A 15,287-nucleotide genomic window follows, 5' to 3' on the forward strand; every position below is an offset into this window, starting at 1 on the left:
ACCATATTCCGTCCCGAATTTCTACCTGTTTTGTTAAAAATAGCAATTTTTGTCCCATATGTAATTTCTTTTTGTCGTGCAGTCCACACTTTTTTCACTTACAATAAGCTTAAATGAAAGCAGTTCCAATTTAAAAAACAAAAAGTGAGATATATTATGAATCGTACAGAAGCCAGAGAAAAAGCTACCGCACTGGTAGCACAAATGACAATAGAAGAAGCTGCTTCCCAGCTGTTACACTCGTCTCCCGCGATTCCCCGTCTGGGCATTCCCGCCTATGACTGGTGGAGTGAAGCCCTTCATGGTGTTGCCAGAGCCGGTACTGCCACCTGTTATCCGCAGGCGATTGGCCTGGGTGCAACTTTTGACCGTGAATTATTACAGAAAATCGCCGGTTCCATCGCTTTGGAAGCCCGGGCAAAATATAATGCTTATTCCCGCCTCGGAGACCGCACCCGGTACAAAGGTGTGACCATGTGGTCGCCCAATATCAATATCTTCCGTGATCCCCGCTGGGGAAGAGGCCAGGAGACCTACGGAGAAGATCCCGTACTTACCGCTTCTCTTGGCTGTGCCTTTGTGGAAGGATTACAGACCAAAAGAGACGGTTACCTGACCACTGCCGCCTGTGCCAAACATTTTGCGGTGCATTCCGGTCCCGAGGCTCTGCGTCACAGTTTCGACGCCAAAGCTACGAAGAAGGATCTGTGGGAAACTTATCTTCCCGCTTTTGAAGCTCTGGTGACACAGGCTGATGTGGAAGCTGTCATGGGTGCTTATAACCGTACCAACGAGGAACCCTGCTGTGCTCACTCCTATCTTATGGAGGAGGTGCTTCGCGACAAATGGCATTTTGAAGGACATTACGTTTCCGACTGCTGGGCGATCCGTGATTTCCACGAGGGACATCATGTAACTGCATTTCCGGAGGATTCCGCCGCTCTTGCCCTGGAAAAGGGTTGTGATTTAAACTGCGGCTGTACCTATGAATATATTTTACAGGCATATAAACAGGGAAAGGTAACCGAAGAAGAAATCCGCCGCAGTGCAGAACGTCTTTTCACCACCAGATACCTGTTAGGACTCTTCGATCACAGTTCCCTGGACGAAATTCCCTACAATGTGGTGGGCTGTAAAGAACATCGGGAACTGGCTTATCAGGCCGCTGTGGAAAGCTGTGTTCTGTTGAAAAATGACGGTACACTGCCTCTGTCCTTGAAAGATAACAAACGCATGGCTGTCATCGGCCCCAATGCCGACAGTCATGCCGCACTGGTTGGTAACTACAACGGTACCCCGCCCCGTTCCATCACTGTAGTGGAAGGAATTACAAGAATCTGCGAGGATACCGGCTGGGATGTCAATTATGCAGAGGGATGTCTGCTCTATGATGACCCTTCCGTACGAAAGGTATTTCAGAACTACCGTATCCCCGAAGCTGTGGCATTGGCAGAATCCTGTGACCTAGCCATTGTATGTGTCGGTCTCGACTCCACACTGGAAGGAGAACAGGGAGATGTGGGTAATGCATTTGCCAGTGGAGACAAGCCAGATCTGCTGCTTCCCAAGATCCAGAGGGATCTGGTAGAACAGGTCATCGCTACCGGTACTCCGGTGATTCTGATTGATCTGGCCGGAAGCCCCATCGATCTGTCCGCTTACGAAGATCAGGTGCCTGCAATACTGCATGCCTGGTATCCCGGCGGAGAAGGCGGACGGGCCATTGCAGACATCCTGTTCGGCAAAGTATCTCCCGGCGGCAAGCTGCCCCTTACCTTCTATTATAATGCCGGACCGCTGCCAGACATTACCGATTATCATATGACCGGACGCACTTACCGTTATTTTGAAGGCAGACCCTGGAAGCCTTTTGGTTTCGGACTCACCTACGGAGAATTGCAGATCACAGAAGCAAAAGTAACTGAAGTTGATTACACGAAGGAGATTCCTTCCGCACAAATCACAATACATTGCCAGAATCCCACGGATCGTGACTTAAGTGATGTCATACAGGTCTATGTCCATGTAAACGGTTCTTCCAACGAAGTTCCCAACCACAAGCTGGCTGCGTTCGAACGGATCCGTCTGGATGCCGGAGAAAGCAAAGAATTCCGGATCACCATTCCGCCCATGGCCTTTACCACGGTAGACAATTCCGGCAACAGAGTATTTGATGGCACTTCTGCTACACTTTATCTGGGATTTTCCCAGCCGGATCTCACAGAAGAAGATCAGAAGATCTATACAGGCAACAGAGGCCAGGTATTCGCGGTCACTTTATAATGAGCATTATGGTGGTAAACCATTTGCTATAGAGAGATGTATTTTTAAAACAAGGAGGATAAATCCTCTCCTCGCCATAAGGGGAAATTTCACTTTGTGAAATTGGATTTTCCTTCGGAAAACAAGGAGGATAAATCCTCTCCTCGCCATAGGGGCTCGGATTTTCCTTCGGAAAACAAGGAGGATTACAATGAAAAGAAACAAGATCTTAAGCCTGTTGCTGTCCGTTTCCATGCTGACTGCACTCACCGCCTGCGGAAGTCAGAGTTCCGATACTCCCGCAGCATCCACCACCGATAACGGAAGCACTACTGCTGCTACCGAAAGCACCGCTTCTTCCGATGACGGTTATGTACTGGACAAGGTTACCCTCGTCGTAGACGGTACCTTCAATGCATCTGTGGATGCTTATCAGGACAAATTCGTCGAACAATGGGACACAGCTGTCAGTGAAGCACTGGGCCATCCCATCAGTCTGAATATCCAGCAGTTAGACCATTCCAGCTATGTAGATGGCGTTGGCCGTCTGTTTGCCAGCGGTGATTACCCCGATGTCATTCTGCTGAATGCCGGTCAGTATGCAGAATATGCAAAAACAGGTCTTCTGTGGGATATGACAGCTGCTTATGATAATGCAAAGTTCCACAGCCACATGGTACTGCCCGCAGTAAACGAGAATGTCCGTATCGACGGCAGACAGTATGGTCTGTCCACCGGTCTTGGCGGCGGCTGTATCACTTATGTAAAGCAGGCATGGCTAGATGCAGTCGGCATGAAGGCTGAGGATATTACCGACTGGGATTCCTACTATGCAATGTTAAAGGCATTCACCGAGCAGGATCCCGATGGCAATGGCAAGAACGATACCTACGGCGTAGCTGCAGCAGGCTTTATCGGTTCCGAGGCTCCTTACACCAACTATCTGCCTCAGTTCTGGCAGAACGCATATCCCAGCTTCACCTATGATGAGAACGGTGTATGGTATGACGGTTTCAACACCCAGGAGACCAAAGATGCTCTGCTTCGTTTACAGCAGGCTTACGCAGACGGTGTCATCGATCCCGAATCCCTGACCATGGGTACCAAGGATGTCCGTGAAAAATGGTGGTCTTCCGATCAGTCCGGTTCCTTCGGTGCTTTCACCTACTGGTCCGGTTACTGGAACGATAACTTGGTTAACAACATGGATAAGAACGGTGTAGATTCCGGACTGGCAAGACTGGCCCCCATCGCTGAAATGGATGGCTACCTGAACAGAGAATCTCCTGTATACTGCATCATTGATGACGGTGACGGCGATGATTCCAGAGAACAGGCAATCTTCGATGCAGTCTTCGAGACCATGTTCGACGGCGGTACTGTACAGACCCTGTGGGTATACGGTGCAGAAGGCTACCATTGGTCTACTGAGGCTGAGACTATTGTTACCGGTGAAGGTACTGACAATGCCAAGACCTATGAATACAAAGACGGTGAGTTCCATCTGCGTCTGAATCCTTCCGATCCCAGTGCATTATGGAAAAAGAATGCTATCGATCCTTCTTCCATGATCTGCTCCTTAGAGAATGGTTTTGAATCCGCTACCGATCTGACCAAGGAATGTAACGAGTTCTTCTCCGAACACAGCGTAGACGCTCCCCACTCTGCTTCCTGTGACGGTATTACCAACTACGGCGGTACGATCAATGATGCCAAAAACGTAGTCATCGCCGAGGTTGTTGTAAAGGGCGGAGATGTAGATGCCGCTATGGACAATTATGTTAAGACTACCCAGGATATGGTAGACGAGATCCTCGGACAGCTGAATGCAGACTAAATAGTAAAAAATAACCGATTAGCAACCTGCTCCGCCGGGCGCACTAAAAAAGCCGCTTCACAAAAATGTGAGACGGCTTTTTACGGTAACTGGAAAGTTACGCGAGCAATGAGCCGCGCATAGGCATAGTGAAGACAGCGATGGGCGCTCGCGCATGATTCGCTGTCTTTACTTATGCCGAGATGCGGCTCATTGCGGAGGGTTTTATCTTCGGGACATAGTAGAAGAAAAATGTAGATTACGCCCCGCTTGTCGGAAACTTCCGGGGCTCAACAGAGAAAAAACACGAATTACGCCCCGCTTGTCGGAAACCTCCGGGGCTCAACAGAGAAAAAACACGGATTACGCCCCGCTTGTCGGAAACTTCCGGGGCTCAACAGAGAAAAAATGTAGATTACAAGGCATTTCGTAACGTAGGCTATAATAAATGCCGCGATGCCCACCGCGGAAGGATGTTCCGTTTGCTGTGGACGTTCGTGGATTTGAAACTACCATCCGCAATGAGCCACGCTATTCATAAGATTGTCAGCAAAGAACGCTGTCAATCTTATTTCATAGACGGCTGTCGCCGTATAAAAATAGAACGAAATAACCTCTTGTGTGAGCAAGCTCCCACCGAGGTATTCCGTTCTATTTTTGCATGGCTCGTAGCTAGGCTAACTTTCTATTTACTTCGTATCTTTCATAACATCTTTGTTCTTCACGAGATAATCGATCAGAGATACTACGGTGAGGATCAGTGCGATCCACATAATAATATCGGTGAGGATCTGTAACTGCGGGAAGTTGGCGATCATCAGACAGATCATAACCATCTGGAAGGTGGTCTTGAACTTGCCCCAGTAGCTTGCGGCGATGACTACACCGTTGTCGGAAGCGATCAGGCGGAAGCCGCTGATGATGAACTCTCTGGCGATGATGATGATGACCACCCAGGAAGGGATACGGTTCATCTCGATCAGTGCGATCATGGCGGAACATACTAACAGCTTATCCGCCAGCGGATCCATGAACTTTCCGAAATCTGTGATCAGATTGTATTTTCTGGCGATCTTACCGTCGATCAGATCCGTCAGACTGGCGATGATGAAGATAGCCAACGCGATCATATCCGTCACGAAGGTATTATCGCCGAACCATCCGGCCTGGCCTCCCAGCAACAGGATAATAAACGGCACGATCAGGATCACACGGAAAATAGTCAGCTTGTTAGGCAGATTCATCTTACTCATGGTATATCTCTCCTATCAGATCATATTCATTGGAATCGGTGACCAGAACCTTGACAAAATCTCCGGTCATCAGATTCGCTGAAGTATTTACAAACAGATAGCCATCCACATTAGGGGCATCTCTGTAGGTTCTTGCGACATAGGTCTCTTCGTCCGCTACCTTGCCCTCGATCATTACAGTCAGGATACGACCTACCATATCCTCCGCTTTGTCAAAAGCGATGGCCTGCTGCAATTCCATCAGTTCATCCCTGCGAAATTCCTTGACCTCCTGCGGCACCTGATCTTCCATGGTGGCTGCGGGAGTATCTTCCTCCTGGGAATAAGGGAATACGCCCAGACGATCGAATTCCATCTCGTTAACAAAGCGATACAGTTCCTCGAAATCCTCCTGAGTCTCTCCAGGGAATCCGCTGATCAGAGTCGTTCTCAAACAGATATCGGGAATCTTCTCCCGAAGCTTACCGATGATAGCACGAAGTTCTGCCTGGTCGGTACGTCTTCCCATGCGCTTTAACACATTGTCGGAAGCATGCTGAATGGGAATATCCAGATAATTGCAGACCTTGGGCTCTGCAGCAATTGCATCAATCAGCTCGTCCGTGATCTCCTCAGGATAGCAATATAAAATACGGATCCAATAAATGCCGGGAATCTGCGCCAGTTCATGCAAAAGTCTGGGCAGTTCCTTTTTACCGTACAGATCCATACCGTACAGCGTGGTCTCCTGTGCTACCAGGATCAGCTCCCGTACGCCCTTGTCCGCCAACTCTTTGGCTTCCTTGATGAGACTCTCCATGGGAACGCTGCGGTAATTGCCTCTAACCTTCGGAATAATGCAGTAGGTACAGTGTTTGTCACAGCCCTCTGCAATTTTCAGATACGCAAAATGTCCGCCTGTAGTGACAACACGGTTGGTCTCTGTCACAGGGGCGGCATTGATATCTTCATAATGATTCTGTTTCTGGCCTGCAAGGATTTCCTCCAGGGCAGCTACGATCTCATCAATAGCAGTGGTTCCGATAATGGCGTCCACCTGCGGAATCTCCTTCTGGATTTCCTCACGGTAACGCTGTGCCAGACAACCTGCTGCGATCAGTGCTTTGACCTGTCCGCTGTCCTTCAGTTCTCCCATCTGCAGTAATGTATTGATGCTTTCTTCCTTGGCATCACCGATAAAGCAGCAGGTGTTTACTACTACTACATCTGCCTCTGCTTCATCATCCGTGAAGGTATAACCTTTTTCCTGGAGCATGCCAAGCATCTTCTCAGAATCGACAAGATTCTTGTCACAGCCCAGGGATACAAACAATATCTTCATGCGTCTTATGCTTCCTCATCATCACCAAGAATCTTGATCTTCCCCTGGTTCAGTTCTTCTACTGCGATAGACAGAGGCTTATCCACCTTGGCAGTTACCAGAGGCTCGTCACCTGCGATGATCTGTCTTGCTCTCTTGGCAGTTGCCATAACGATAGAATAACGGCTGTTGACTACAGGTGCTTCACCGGGTTCTACCTCGCTGTTTACTACTTTCATTAAATCGGTATAAGAGGGATGTAACATTTTATTTTGCTCCTTTCGCGAAACCTTTCAGTTCCTCTCTGATCTCTTTGATAAATTCTCTACGACGGGACGGTTCATTTTTCGCCGCTTCCACAAACTTCTGTACTTCTGCGGCACACACATCCAGATCATCGTTCACTACTATATAATCATAGGCATCCATGCCTTCTGATTCCTCATAAGCCCGGGACAGTCTCTGTGCAATGACATCTGCTGTCTCGGTTCCTCTGCCCACCAGTCTCTTCTGCAGTTCTTCTGCACTGGGAGGGGTAACAAACAGTAACAGGCTCTCCGGGAACTGCTCTTTGATCTTCATGGCTCCCTGGATCTCGATCTCTAAGATCACATCCTTGCCTGCCTGCATCTGCTCTTCCACATATGCTTTCGGTGTTCCGTAATAATTGCCGCAATACTGAGCATACTCGATAAATCCGTTTTTTGCAATATTTTCTTCAAATTGTTCTCTGGTACGGAAGAAATATTCTCTTCCGTCCTCCTCGCCTTCTCTGGGCTGTCTGGTAGTCATGGAAATGGACAACGCATAATTGTCATATTCCGATAACAGCTTTTTCACCAGTGTTCCTTTGCCGGCTCCGGAGAATCCGGAGATCACCATCAATATTCCCTTATTCTGCATCTTCTCTGTCCTCTTTTTCCTCTCCCGGCCACAGTGCCTGTGCTCTTCCCGCGATTGTCTCGGGAAGCAGTGCCGACAGAACGACCTGACTGTTCTCCATGACCAGTACCGCTTTCGTCTTCCGTCCCTGTGTGGCGTCGATTGCCTGTCCGGTCTCCTTGGCCTTCTGCACCAGTCGTTTGATGGGTGCGGCCTCCGGGCTGACGATGGCGATGATCTTATCCGTATTTACAATATTGCCAAATCCTATATGGATCAATCGGTTCATGGTATCACCTTTCGTGGCTATTCAATATTTTGTATTTGTTCACGAACCTTTTCGATCTCGGTCTTGAGCTCAATCGCACAGTTGGAGATCTCCAGATCGTTGGACTTGGACAGGATGGTGTTGGCTTCGCGGTTCATCTCCTGTGCCAGAAAATCCAGCTTTCTTCCGATACTGCCACCGGCCATCAGCGTACTCTTCGTGGTCTCGATATGGCTGCGCAGTCTCACCAGTTCCTCATCTACGCATACCTTATCTGCGAAGATCGTCACCTCGGTCAGAAGTCTTCCTTCATCTACAGTAGTATCGCCCAGCAGTTCCTTCACACGGTCTTCCAGCTTCTGACGGTACTCAGTAATGATCTGGGGAGAACGTTCCGTAATGAAATCCACCAGCTTCAGCATGCCATCCAGCTTGCTAATTAAGTCATCTCTTAAATGCTCGCCCTCGGTGATCCTGGTCTGTACAAACATCTCGCAGGCACCCTTCAGGGCTCTCTGCAGTTCTTTCCACAGTTCTTCCTCATCGATGTCCTGTTCTTCCATCACAAATACATCCGGATACTTGGACAAAGTGGACACTCGGATATCGCAGTCTAAGTCAAAATCACTGGCCATCTGCTTCAGGTATCCCAGATACTCCGCCGCCAGTTCCTTGTTGTAACGGACATTGGACGTGTTCTCGGAAAAATCCTCGTAGGTAATGAACAGATCTACTTTACCTCTGGAAATATAATTCTTCAGTTCACTGCGGATCGCAGATTCAAAGAAATTCAACTTCTTCGGCATTTTGATGTTCACATCAAGGTAGCGATGATTCACAGACTTCATCTCTACGGTAAACTTTCTGTTATTCTCGGCAGTTTCACATCTGCCAAATCCCGTCATACTCTTGATCATAGCTTCTCCTGTTGTAAGGGCGTGTAATACCTTCCGCAATTTACGGTTTTCATTCTATTATAGAATAAATATGCCCTTTCCGTCAAGTGCAGGTGCCCTATTTACACTATTTCCACTCGTCGTAATGCTCCAGAAAATGATGCTTCACACCATCCTCTTTGTAGGCGATGATCGTACGTAAGTTTACATTCTCCACACTCTTGAAAATATTCCCCTCGATAAAAGGGTTAGTCTGTTTCAGCGAAGCGATCAGGTTCTTAATCTCCATACGCTTGGAGGGACTGCTGCCATCGGTACGGCAAGTGGTACAAGTGTCAGTGAACCGGCAGGCACACTGAATAAAATGCAGATCATTGTAATCTCTCCAGTGCTTGATGTCATCCTCCCTGATCAGGTACATAGGGCGGATCAGCTCCATGCCCTCGAAATTCGTACTGTGAAGCTTCGGCATCATGGTCTGTACCTGTCCACCGTACAGCATTCCCATCAGGATCGTCTCGATGACGTCATCGTAATGATGTCCCAGAGCGATCTTGTTGCAGCCCAGCTCTTTCGCATGACTGTACAGATAGCCTCTGCGCATTCTCGCACACAGATAGCAGGGGGAATCCTCTATGTCATACACCGCATCAAATATCTGGGATTCAAAAATGGTGATGGGAATATCCATCAGCTTCGCATTGTTCTCAATGATCTTACGGTTTGCCTCGCTGTAGCCGGGATCCATCACTAAAAATACCAGTTCAAAGGGGAACTTGTTATGGCGTTTCAGCTCCTGGAACAGTTTTGCCATCAGCATGGAATCTTTACCGCCGGAAATGCATACAGCGATCTTGTCGTTTTCCTGAATCATATCGTATTCGTTGATAGCTTTGGCAAACCGGGAAAACAGGACTTTGTGGAACTTTTTGCGGATGCTCTTCTCAATTTCCCTTGCCCGTTCATTTTCCTTTTCTCCGGGCTGTTCCTTCTGTATCAGGTTCAGCAGCCATCCGGTATAGCCGCCCTGTAAGCTGTAGGCCTCCATTCCCTGTTCTCTGAAATACTCTGCAGACACCTTACTGTTCTGTCCACGGCTGCAATACAAAATTACTTTTTTATCCCCTGCTGCCGCCGCAAGTCTGTCTATAAGTTCACATTCGGGGATTGCAATGGCTCCGGGAATCATTCCATAGTTTACTGCTTCATCCCCTCTGGTATCCACCAGGATGTATCGGTCAAGGTCCCGGGACTGTAGTTCTTCCCATGTGATCTCAATGGGCCGTATTGTCTCTTTTTCTTCCATTTTTATATTCCTTTACTCTGCCCGAACAGGCAGTCTATTGTTTTTCCTCTCTCAGTCTGCTACACTGTTATTAAAAATATGGTAACTGAATCGTTACATTACATCCATAGAAAGGCACACAAATGATTCCTTATACTACTTTAGATTCCATTATAGCTCAAATGCCCGAACGCACCGGGCACACTCTGTTAGATGAAGACCAGGGGTGTGTAAAAGGGTGTCGTATGGGCGTATCCCTCTATCGCAACACAGAATATCACATGCCGCAAAAGCATGACGATCAGGAAGGCTTCTTCGTATTGGACGGAAAAGGATATGCTCTCATCGATGGCGAAGAAATCCCTCTGCTGCCCGGTACCGCCTTTATGGTACCGGCTCACACGGATCATGTGATCAGACGGGATCCCTCCTGTGACTGCTGTAAGGTTCTATGGTTCCATGCCGCAGTAGAATGATCCTCAGTCCCCACATACCGCCAGAAGCTCCGTCAGCTGCGCCTGAAGCTCTGTCAGGCTGTCACACTTTTTGTCTACCAGCGCAAGAATCTCTTCTGTGGGCGGCAGCTGGTCCGGCACCATCACAGTATATAAGCCTGCCGCATAGGCGGACCGGATACCGTTGAAGGAATCCTCCACCGCCAGTGCCTGTCCGGGTGCAACCCCAAGCTCCTCGCATGCCTTCAGATAAATATCGGGTGCAGGCTTGCCATGCTCCACCATGTCGCCGCAGATAATTCTCTGAAAATAAGATGTGATACCCGCTCTGTCCAGATGCTCCATAACTGCGGTCCTGCGTGTAGAGGATGCCAATGCTGTTGGAATGCGGTTCTCCTTCAGATATTCCAGGATCTCATGCACGCCCGGCTTCTCGGGAAGGCCTTCCCGTTCTTCCTTTTCCTTAAATCTCCGGCTGCAATCCTCATGCAATTCTTCAAAAGACACATCGATGCCCTGCTCTGCTTTCGCTGCCTCGAACACTTCCTTCGTGCCCTGCAGTGTCCTTCCGATACAGGCTTTGGAAATCTCGTCCACATTTTTAAGGCCCCTGGGCTCCGCCGCTTCTCTCCAGCACTCCATATACATCCTCTCGGTATCAAAGAGGACACCGTCCATATCAAATATCACTGCGGTTATTGTTGTCTTCATAATTCTCCTCACATCCAGAGCACCATCAGATTGTTACCCATACCGATGATCCCCATCATTTTGCGCGTAAATAGTAATCGATGATATCTGTCTCTTCCATGGAAATATAAGTTCCGTACATGGCTATGTTGCAGCACAATACCCTGCTTCCCGCAGGGAAGATCATCTCATATCCTTTAGACGAAGCCAGCCCCGGATATCTGTCATCCGCTCTTCCGTAGGAAAAATAAGCAGCGGAATTACCTATCTTCAAAGGTTTCGGTGCCCCAATCCCTCCGGCGATCAGAGCCTCGTCCTTTTTCCATTCAAAAAAGCTCCAGTTCTTTTTCTCTCCGAGTTGCCTTGGTTCTCTGCTTCGTTCCGTCAGCAGAATCTTACCCTGTGTATTTAAAAATGTCAATGCTCCCGTCTTTTTATCCACACGGATCTGAGCATATCCCGCTGTAATTTCCACCAGGGAAGGATTCTCCCGCACCGTGCATCTGAGGTCTCCTGCTGCCGTCACCGCCGCTTTCGGGAATTCACGACACTGCCCTTTGGCAAAACAAATCCGGAACAGATCCACCGCAAGGGGTGTGATCCGCAAGGTTCCGTAACTACTCAAAAGATCCACATAGCCCTTGCCCTTCATGACCATGCGCACAGCGCAGTCGATCCTGGAATGTCCGGCGGGCATCAGTGTTTTGGCATCCGGCATATCGCCGTACTCACCGTTATTTTCTATCATCCGCGGCTCCTGTCTGCCGGTTGCTCTGCCAGCATTGCCGTTTCCTGCCCCGTATACTTTCGCAGGTGACGGCTGTCCCGTCCGCCTCGATTCAGGTCCCCCTGACTTTCCTGCTTTCTTCGGTGTAGCGCCGTCTGTTGTCCCCTGACTGTTTCTTGTCACGATGATCTTCTTTGGGCCGTAACGCTCTCTGGCCACACGTTCCTTTTCCGCTTCCTGTGCCCTCTGTCTGTAGATCTCTTCTTTTGTCTTCTCCGGCTCTGCCTGTTTTACCACCGTTTTCACCGGCTTCTTCTGGGCATCTGCGGCAAGGCGCATTCTCTGCTTCTGCTCTGGGGATACCGGATCTGCGATCAGTCCGGTGAGTTTCCCCCGGTACAGCACCGTCAGTTCATGCAGGGCTCGGGTGGCTGCCACGTACAGCTGCTTCACATACCCGTCTTCCACCGGGTAATCTTCCTCCGAAGCGTTGAAGATCAGTACTGCATCGAATTCCAGGCCTTTGGTGTATTTTAACGGAAGTACCATGACGCCCTCGCCGATCTCCCATTTTCCCGCATCTCCGGTATTCAGTTCCACGCTGCCCTGTAAGGCTGCTGTTACTTTTTCCGCCTCCGCTTCGTCAATGCAGACTACGGCAATGGTATCCAGCCCCTTGCTCTGCCATGCTTTGATGATCTGCTCCGCCTGTGTCACCTGCTCTGTAAAATCCACACATTTTTTCACCGTGACCGGTTCCCCATGACGTATGATGGGCTCCACCGAATAGACCGGAAAGCTTCCGTGATACAGAATGTCCGTGGCAAACTCCGAGATTTCCACCGTGTTACGGTAGCTTTTCTGCAAAATGCCGAAATAATCAAACTCTCCAGGCAGCATCAATTTCCGCAGTTCCGTCCAGTCGTTGAGACCGTAGCGGTCGGAAATATTCTGGGCCACATCTCCCATGATCGTATAGGTACATTTGCTCAGACAATATTTTAAAGACGCATAGGCCATCATGCCGAAATCCTGGGCTTCATCAATGACCACATGCCCCGCCTCCCGGATCACCGTGTCCTCCTTGATGCGCTTGTAGAGGTAGGCCATGGCCGCCAGATCATAGACATCGTAGCCACCTTCCGGCACCTCGACCGTGAAATCTTTCTCCTGCTCTTCCTTCAGGAACTGTTCGTAGAGTTCCGCCACAGAGCCCTTCCATTCCCTTTTTCCGAAATAGGTCTCATAATAATGCTTGAGCTTCTGCTTTTCCGGCTGGGTATAGGAATAATATTTTCCGCTCAGCTCATTTTCCAGCCGTGCCATCAGATAATCCGTCAGTCTGCTGATTTTGTCCGCCCGGGACAGATCCTTTGTCTCTTTCAATAAGCGTGCAATGGTGGCCCGGTCCAGCAGCACTTTGCCAGTCTTTTCGATCACCACGTCCTCTCTGGGTATCGCGCGGTATTCGTAACGCAGGCAGAAATTCTCCAGCTCCTTAAACCAGACAAGAGTTCCCTTCACCGCCGGGGTCACACCTTTTACCACCGGCTTGATCTGCCAGGACTTGTCCCAGTCCTCGTACAAAAGCCTTACGAACAACTGCTCCATGGTCATCTGGGAGACACCGTAAACATTCAGTTCCGGCAGCACTCCCGTTATATAGTTTAAGAGCACCTGATTGCTTCCCACAATATAAAAATCTTCCGGTGCAAACTCCTGCTCGTAGTTGTACAGGATGTAGGAAATACGGTGCATGGCCACTGTGGTCTTGCCGGAGCCCGCCGCTCCCTGTACGATCATGTTGTGCTGGGGCTTTTTGCGGATGACTTCGTTCTGCTCCTGCTGGATTGTGGCAATGATCTCGCCCAGCACCGCCTTTTTGTTCCGCGCCAGATATTTTGTCAGCAGTTCATCGTTGGCCACCACATCCGAATCGTAGAAGTCCTTCAGCTCATCATTTTCGATCTCATAGGTGCGCTTCCGCGACAGGGTGATGTCGTATTTTCCCTCCCCCTTTACGGAATAAGAGACATCCCCCAGAGCGGCATCGTAATATACGCTGGCAATGGGTGCTCTCCAGTCGATGACCTCCGGTTCTGCCGGGTTATCCGCAATGACACTTCTGCCGATATAGTAGACCTCGTTTTTTTTCAGTTTTTTGTCCCGGAAATCGATTCTGCCAAAGTAGGGCTTTTTCCTCGCCTGTTCCGCCCGGCGCAGATCCTGATTCACGAACTTGAAGCGGGCATCCGCATTGTGCCACAGGGCCTGGGCTTCCTTGTCGTTCTCGTCGAATTCCTCCTGCATGGCATGCAGTTCTTCCGCCAGAGCCTGTACACTCTGCCTGTTGGCATCCACCTTGCGCTGTGCGATCTCTAACGTATGCTGTAATCTTTTTTCCTCATCCTGCCTCGTAATGCCTGGTAAACTGCTCATATTCTCTCCTGTTCAAAACCATAAAAAAGAAAAAGCAAAGGAAGTCTGTCGAAGACTTCCTTTGTATGTATTCTAAATCACATTTTACCAGTCAGAGCCCCAGTCATCGTATCCTGAGTCCCAACTGTCATTGGAATCCCATCCGGAATCCCAGCTGTCATCGTCCCAGTCACTGTCATAACTGCTGTCATCATAGGTACTGTAGTAAGAAGAATCCTGAAAATTATCATATTCCGCACCGCTGTCATAGCTGTAGGAATCATAGTAACTCTCGTAATCACTTTCCATCCAGGATTCATCCGGTGCATAGCGCCAGGAATCATTCTCCCATTCGTACCAGTTCCCATGATAATAGTAATAGTTCTGATCCTCATAGGTGTAATAGCCGTTATCCGGTCTGTTGTCAATCTGCCAGATAGAATAGGCGCCTGTAAAAATCGCCACCAGAGACAATGCTGCCATGATCAGGCAGAAAATTGTCAGAACCGTTTTTTCTATCTTTTTGCTCCGGGCTCTTTTCTTATTATAGGCGGTGTAATCTTTGGTTGGGCGGCTGGCAGGTGCCGCAGTTTTCGGCTGCTGATGTGCCTTCTGTACAGCTACTCTTTCCTTCATCTTCTGGTAAAGTTCGTTGACCGCATAGGCTTCATCGGTTCCCTTGTAACGTACTGCCCGGGTACCGTCCTCTTTATTCTTATAGACTACGAAGGTGCCATCGGTCTCATCCTTGTAAATACCGAAGGCTTTCGCGCCCTTGTAATCCTCTCCGATAAAGGTCCGCATGTCCTGTAGCGGAAGATTCATCTCCTTCGCCCAGGCTTTCAGTTCCTCGATTGTCTGTGGTACACCGTTGGCATGGCGGTTGTAATTGTTGTTGACACCGCCACAGTTCGGGCAGACCTGATCAAAATCGTTGATCCAGCTGCCACACCAGTCGCATTTTATCTTCATGTTCCCCTCCTGAAAATACACGTTGCAATAGTTTCTGTTTTATTGTACCACGTTCTGCACCTG

At 49.1% G+C, this 15,287-nt stretch carries 13 protein-coding genes; 3 read left to right on the forward strand and 10 right to left on the reverse strand.

All coding sequences use genetic code 11. The features are described 5' to 3' along the window. Positions 1–144: 144 nt before the first annotated feature. Both OCV96_RS09580 and OCV96_RS09585 read left to right on the forward strand, forming a co-directional pair. Positions 145–2,283 carry a glycoside hydrolase family 3 C-terminal domain-containing protein gene (locus OCV96_RS09580; protein ID WP_262594382.1) on the forward strand — a complete coding sequence of 713 codons (2,139 nt, stop codon included), beginning with the start codon at positions 145–147 and terminating at the stop codon, positions 2,281–2,283. Between the two features lie 190 nt (positions 2,284–2,473). Continuing rightward, positions 2,474–4,099 carry a type 2 periplasmic-binding domain-containing protein gene (locus OCV96_RS09585; protein ID WP_262594383.1) on the forward strand — a complete coding sequence of 542 codons (1,626 nt, stop codon included), beginning with the start codon at positions 2,474–2,476 and terminating at the stop codon, positions 4,097–4,099. 668 nt (positions 4,100–4,767) lie between these two features. Here the strand turns inward: OCV96_RS09585 and pgsA are convergent. The 7 genes from pgsA to OCV96_RS09620 form a co-directional block, all read right to left on the reverse strand. After that, the gene (gene pgsA / locus OCV96_RS09590; RefSeq protein ID WP_117466760.1) at positions 4,768–5,322 is read right to left on the reverse strand and encodes a CDP-diacylglycerol--glycerol-3-phosphate 3-phosphatidyltransferase; all 555 of its coding nucleotides are present in this window, start codon (positions 5,320–5,322) and stop codon (positions 4,768–4,770) included. 1 nt (position 5,323) lies between these two features. Continuing rightward, positions 5,324–6,652: a 30S ribosomal protein S12 methylthiotransferase RimO gene (gene rimO, locus OCV96_RS09595; RefSeq protein ID WP_262594384.1), complete on the reverse strand. Its 1,329-nt coding sequence runs from the start codon at positions 6,650–6,652 to the stop codon at positions 5,324–5,326. A 5-nt stretch (positions 6,653–6,657) separates the two neighbouring features. Beyond that, complete coding sequence (gene rpoZ / locus OCV96_RS09600; protein WP_022153806.1) at positions 6,658–6,897, reverse strand: DNA-directed RNA polymerase subunit omega; 240 nt, start codon at positions 6,895–6,897, stop codon at positions 6,658–6,660. Position 6,898: 1 nt separating this feature from the next. Beyond that, positions 6,899–7,534, reverse strand: coding sequence for a guanylate kinase (gene gmk, locus OCV96_RS09605; protein WP_022313125.1), 636 nt, complete (start codon positions 7,532–7,534; stop codon positions 6,899–6,901). Beyond that, on the reverse strand, positions 7,524–7,802 hold the full coding sequence (locus tag OCV96_RS09610) for a DUF370 domain-containing protein (RefSeq protein WP_262594385.1): 279 nt from the start codon (positions 7,800–7,802) through the stop codon (positions 7,524–7,526). Before OCV96_RS09610 ends, gmk begins: the two co-directional genes overlap by 11 nt. Positions 7,803–7,819: 17 nt before the next feature. Next, positions 7,820–8,698, reverse strand: a complete 879-nt coding sequence (locus tag OCV96_RS09615; RefSeq protein ID WP_262594386.1) for a YicC/YloC family endoribonuclease — start codon at positions 8,696–8,698, stop codon at positions 7,820–7,822. Positions 8,699–8,804: 106 nt separating this feature from the next. Then, positions 8,805–9,983 (reverse strand): PP-loop family protein, encoded by a 1,179-nt coding sequence (locus OCV96_RS09620; RefSeq protein WP_262594387.1) that lies wholly within the window; start codon positions 9,981–9,983, stop codon positions 8,805–8,807. A 122-nt stretch (positions 9,984–10,105) separates the two neighbouring features. Between OCV96_RS09620 and OCV96_RS09625 the strand changes: the two genes are divergently transcribed. Then, positions 10,106–10,438: a cupin domain-containing protein gene (locus OCV96_RS09625; protein WP_119623520.1), complete on the forward strand. Its 333-nt coding sequence runs from the start codon at positions 10,106–10,108 to the stop codon at positions 10,436–10,438. A 3-nt stretch (positions 10,439–10,441) separates the two neighbouring features. Here the strand turns inward: OCV96_RS09625 and OCV96_RS09630 are convergent, their stop codons facing one another. The 3 genes from OCV96_RS09630 to OCV96_RS09640 all read right to left on the reverse strand — a co-directional run bounded on the left by OCV96_RS09630 (position 10,442) and on the right by OCV96_RS09640 (position 15,224). Continuing rightward, a complete protein-coding gene (locus OCV96_RS09630) occupies positions 10,442–11,128 on the reverse strand; it encodes an HAD family hydrolase (protein WP_262594388.1) in 687 nt (228 codons plus the stop codon). A gap of 55 nt (positions 11,129–11,183) precedes the next feature. Beyond that, the gene (locus OCV96_RS09635) at positions 11,184–14,273 is read right to left on the reverse strand and encodes an AAA family ATPase (RefSeq protein ID WP_262594389.1); all 3,090 of its coding nucleotides are present in this window, start codon (positions 14,271–14,273) and stop codon (positions 11,184–11,186) included. 84 nt (positions 14,274–14,357) lie between these two features. Continuing rightward, positions 14,358–15,224, reverse strand: a complete 867-nt coding sequence (locus tag OCV96_RS09640) for a hypothetical protein (RefSeq protein ID WP_262594390.1) — start codon at positions 15,222–15,224, stop codon at positions 14,358–14,360. Positions 15,225–15,287: the final 63 nt, after the last annotated feature.

Source organism: Waltera acetigignens (assembly GCF_025567015.1).
Taxonomy (GTDB): domain Bacteria; phylum Bacillota; class Clostridia; order Lachnospirales; family Lachnospiraceae; genus Acetatifactor; species Acetatifactor acetigignens.

What these genes read in the sequence shown, in the direction of transcription:
- OCV96_RS09585 (WP_262594383.1), top strand. Translation starts at nt 2,474, where the DNA reads ATGAAAAGAAACAAGATCTTAAGCCTGTTGCTGTCCGTTTCCATGCTG.
- pgsA (WP_117466760.1), bottom strand. Translation starts at nt 5,322, where the DNA reads ATGAATCTGCCTAACAAGCTGACTATTTTCCGTGTGATCCTGATCGTG.
- rimO (WP_262594384.1), bottom strand. Translation starts at nt 6,652, where the DNA reads ATGAAGATATTGTTTGTATCCCTGGGCTGTGACAAGAATCTTGTCGAT.
- rpoZ (WP_022153806.1), bottom strand. Translation starts at nt 6,897, where the DNA reads ATGTTACATCCCTCTTATACCGATTTAATGAAAGTAGTAAACAGCGAG.
- gmk (WP_022313125.1), bottom strand. Translation starts at nt 7,534, where the DNA reads ATGCAGAATAAGGGAATATTGATGGTGATCTCCGGATTCTCCGGAGCC.
- OCV96_RS09610 (WP_262594385.1), bottom strand. Translation starts at nt 7,802, where the DNA reads ATGAACCGATTGATCCATATAGGATTTGGCAATATTGTAAATACGGAT.
- OCV96_RS09615 (WP_262594386.1), bottom strand. Translation starts at nt 8,698, where the DNA reads ATGATCAAGAGTATGACGGGATTTGGCAGATGTGAAACTGCCGAGAAT.
- OCV96_RS09620 (WP_262594387.1), bottom strand. Translation starts at nt 9,983, where the DNA reads ATGGAAGAAAAAGAGACAATACGGCCCATTGAGATCACATGGGAAGAA.
- OCV96_RS09625 (WP_119623520.1), top strand. Translation starts at nt 10,106, where the DNA reads ATGATTCCTTATACTACTTTAGATTCCATTATAGCTCAAATGCCCGAA.
- OCV96_RS09630 (WP_262594388.1), bottom strand. Translation starts at nt 11,128, where the DNA reads ATGAAGACAACAATAACCGCAGTGATATTTGATATGGACGGTGTCCTC.
- OCV96_RS09635 (WP_262594389.1), bottom strand. Translation starts at nt 14,273, where the DNA reads ATGAGCAGTTTACCAGGCATTACGAGGCAGGATGAGGAAAAAAGATTA.
- OCV96_RS09640 (WP_262594390.1), bottom strand. Translation starts at nt 15,224, where the DNA reads ATGAAGATAAAATGCGACTGGTGTGGCAGCTGGATCAACGATTTTGAT.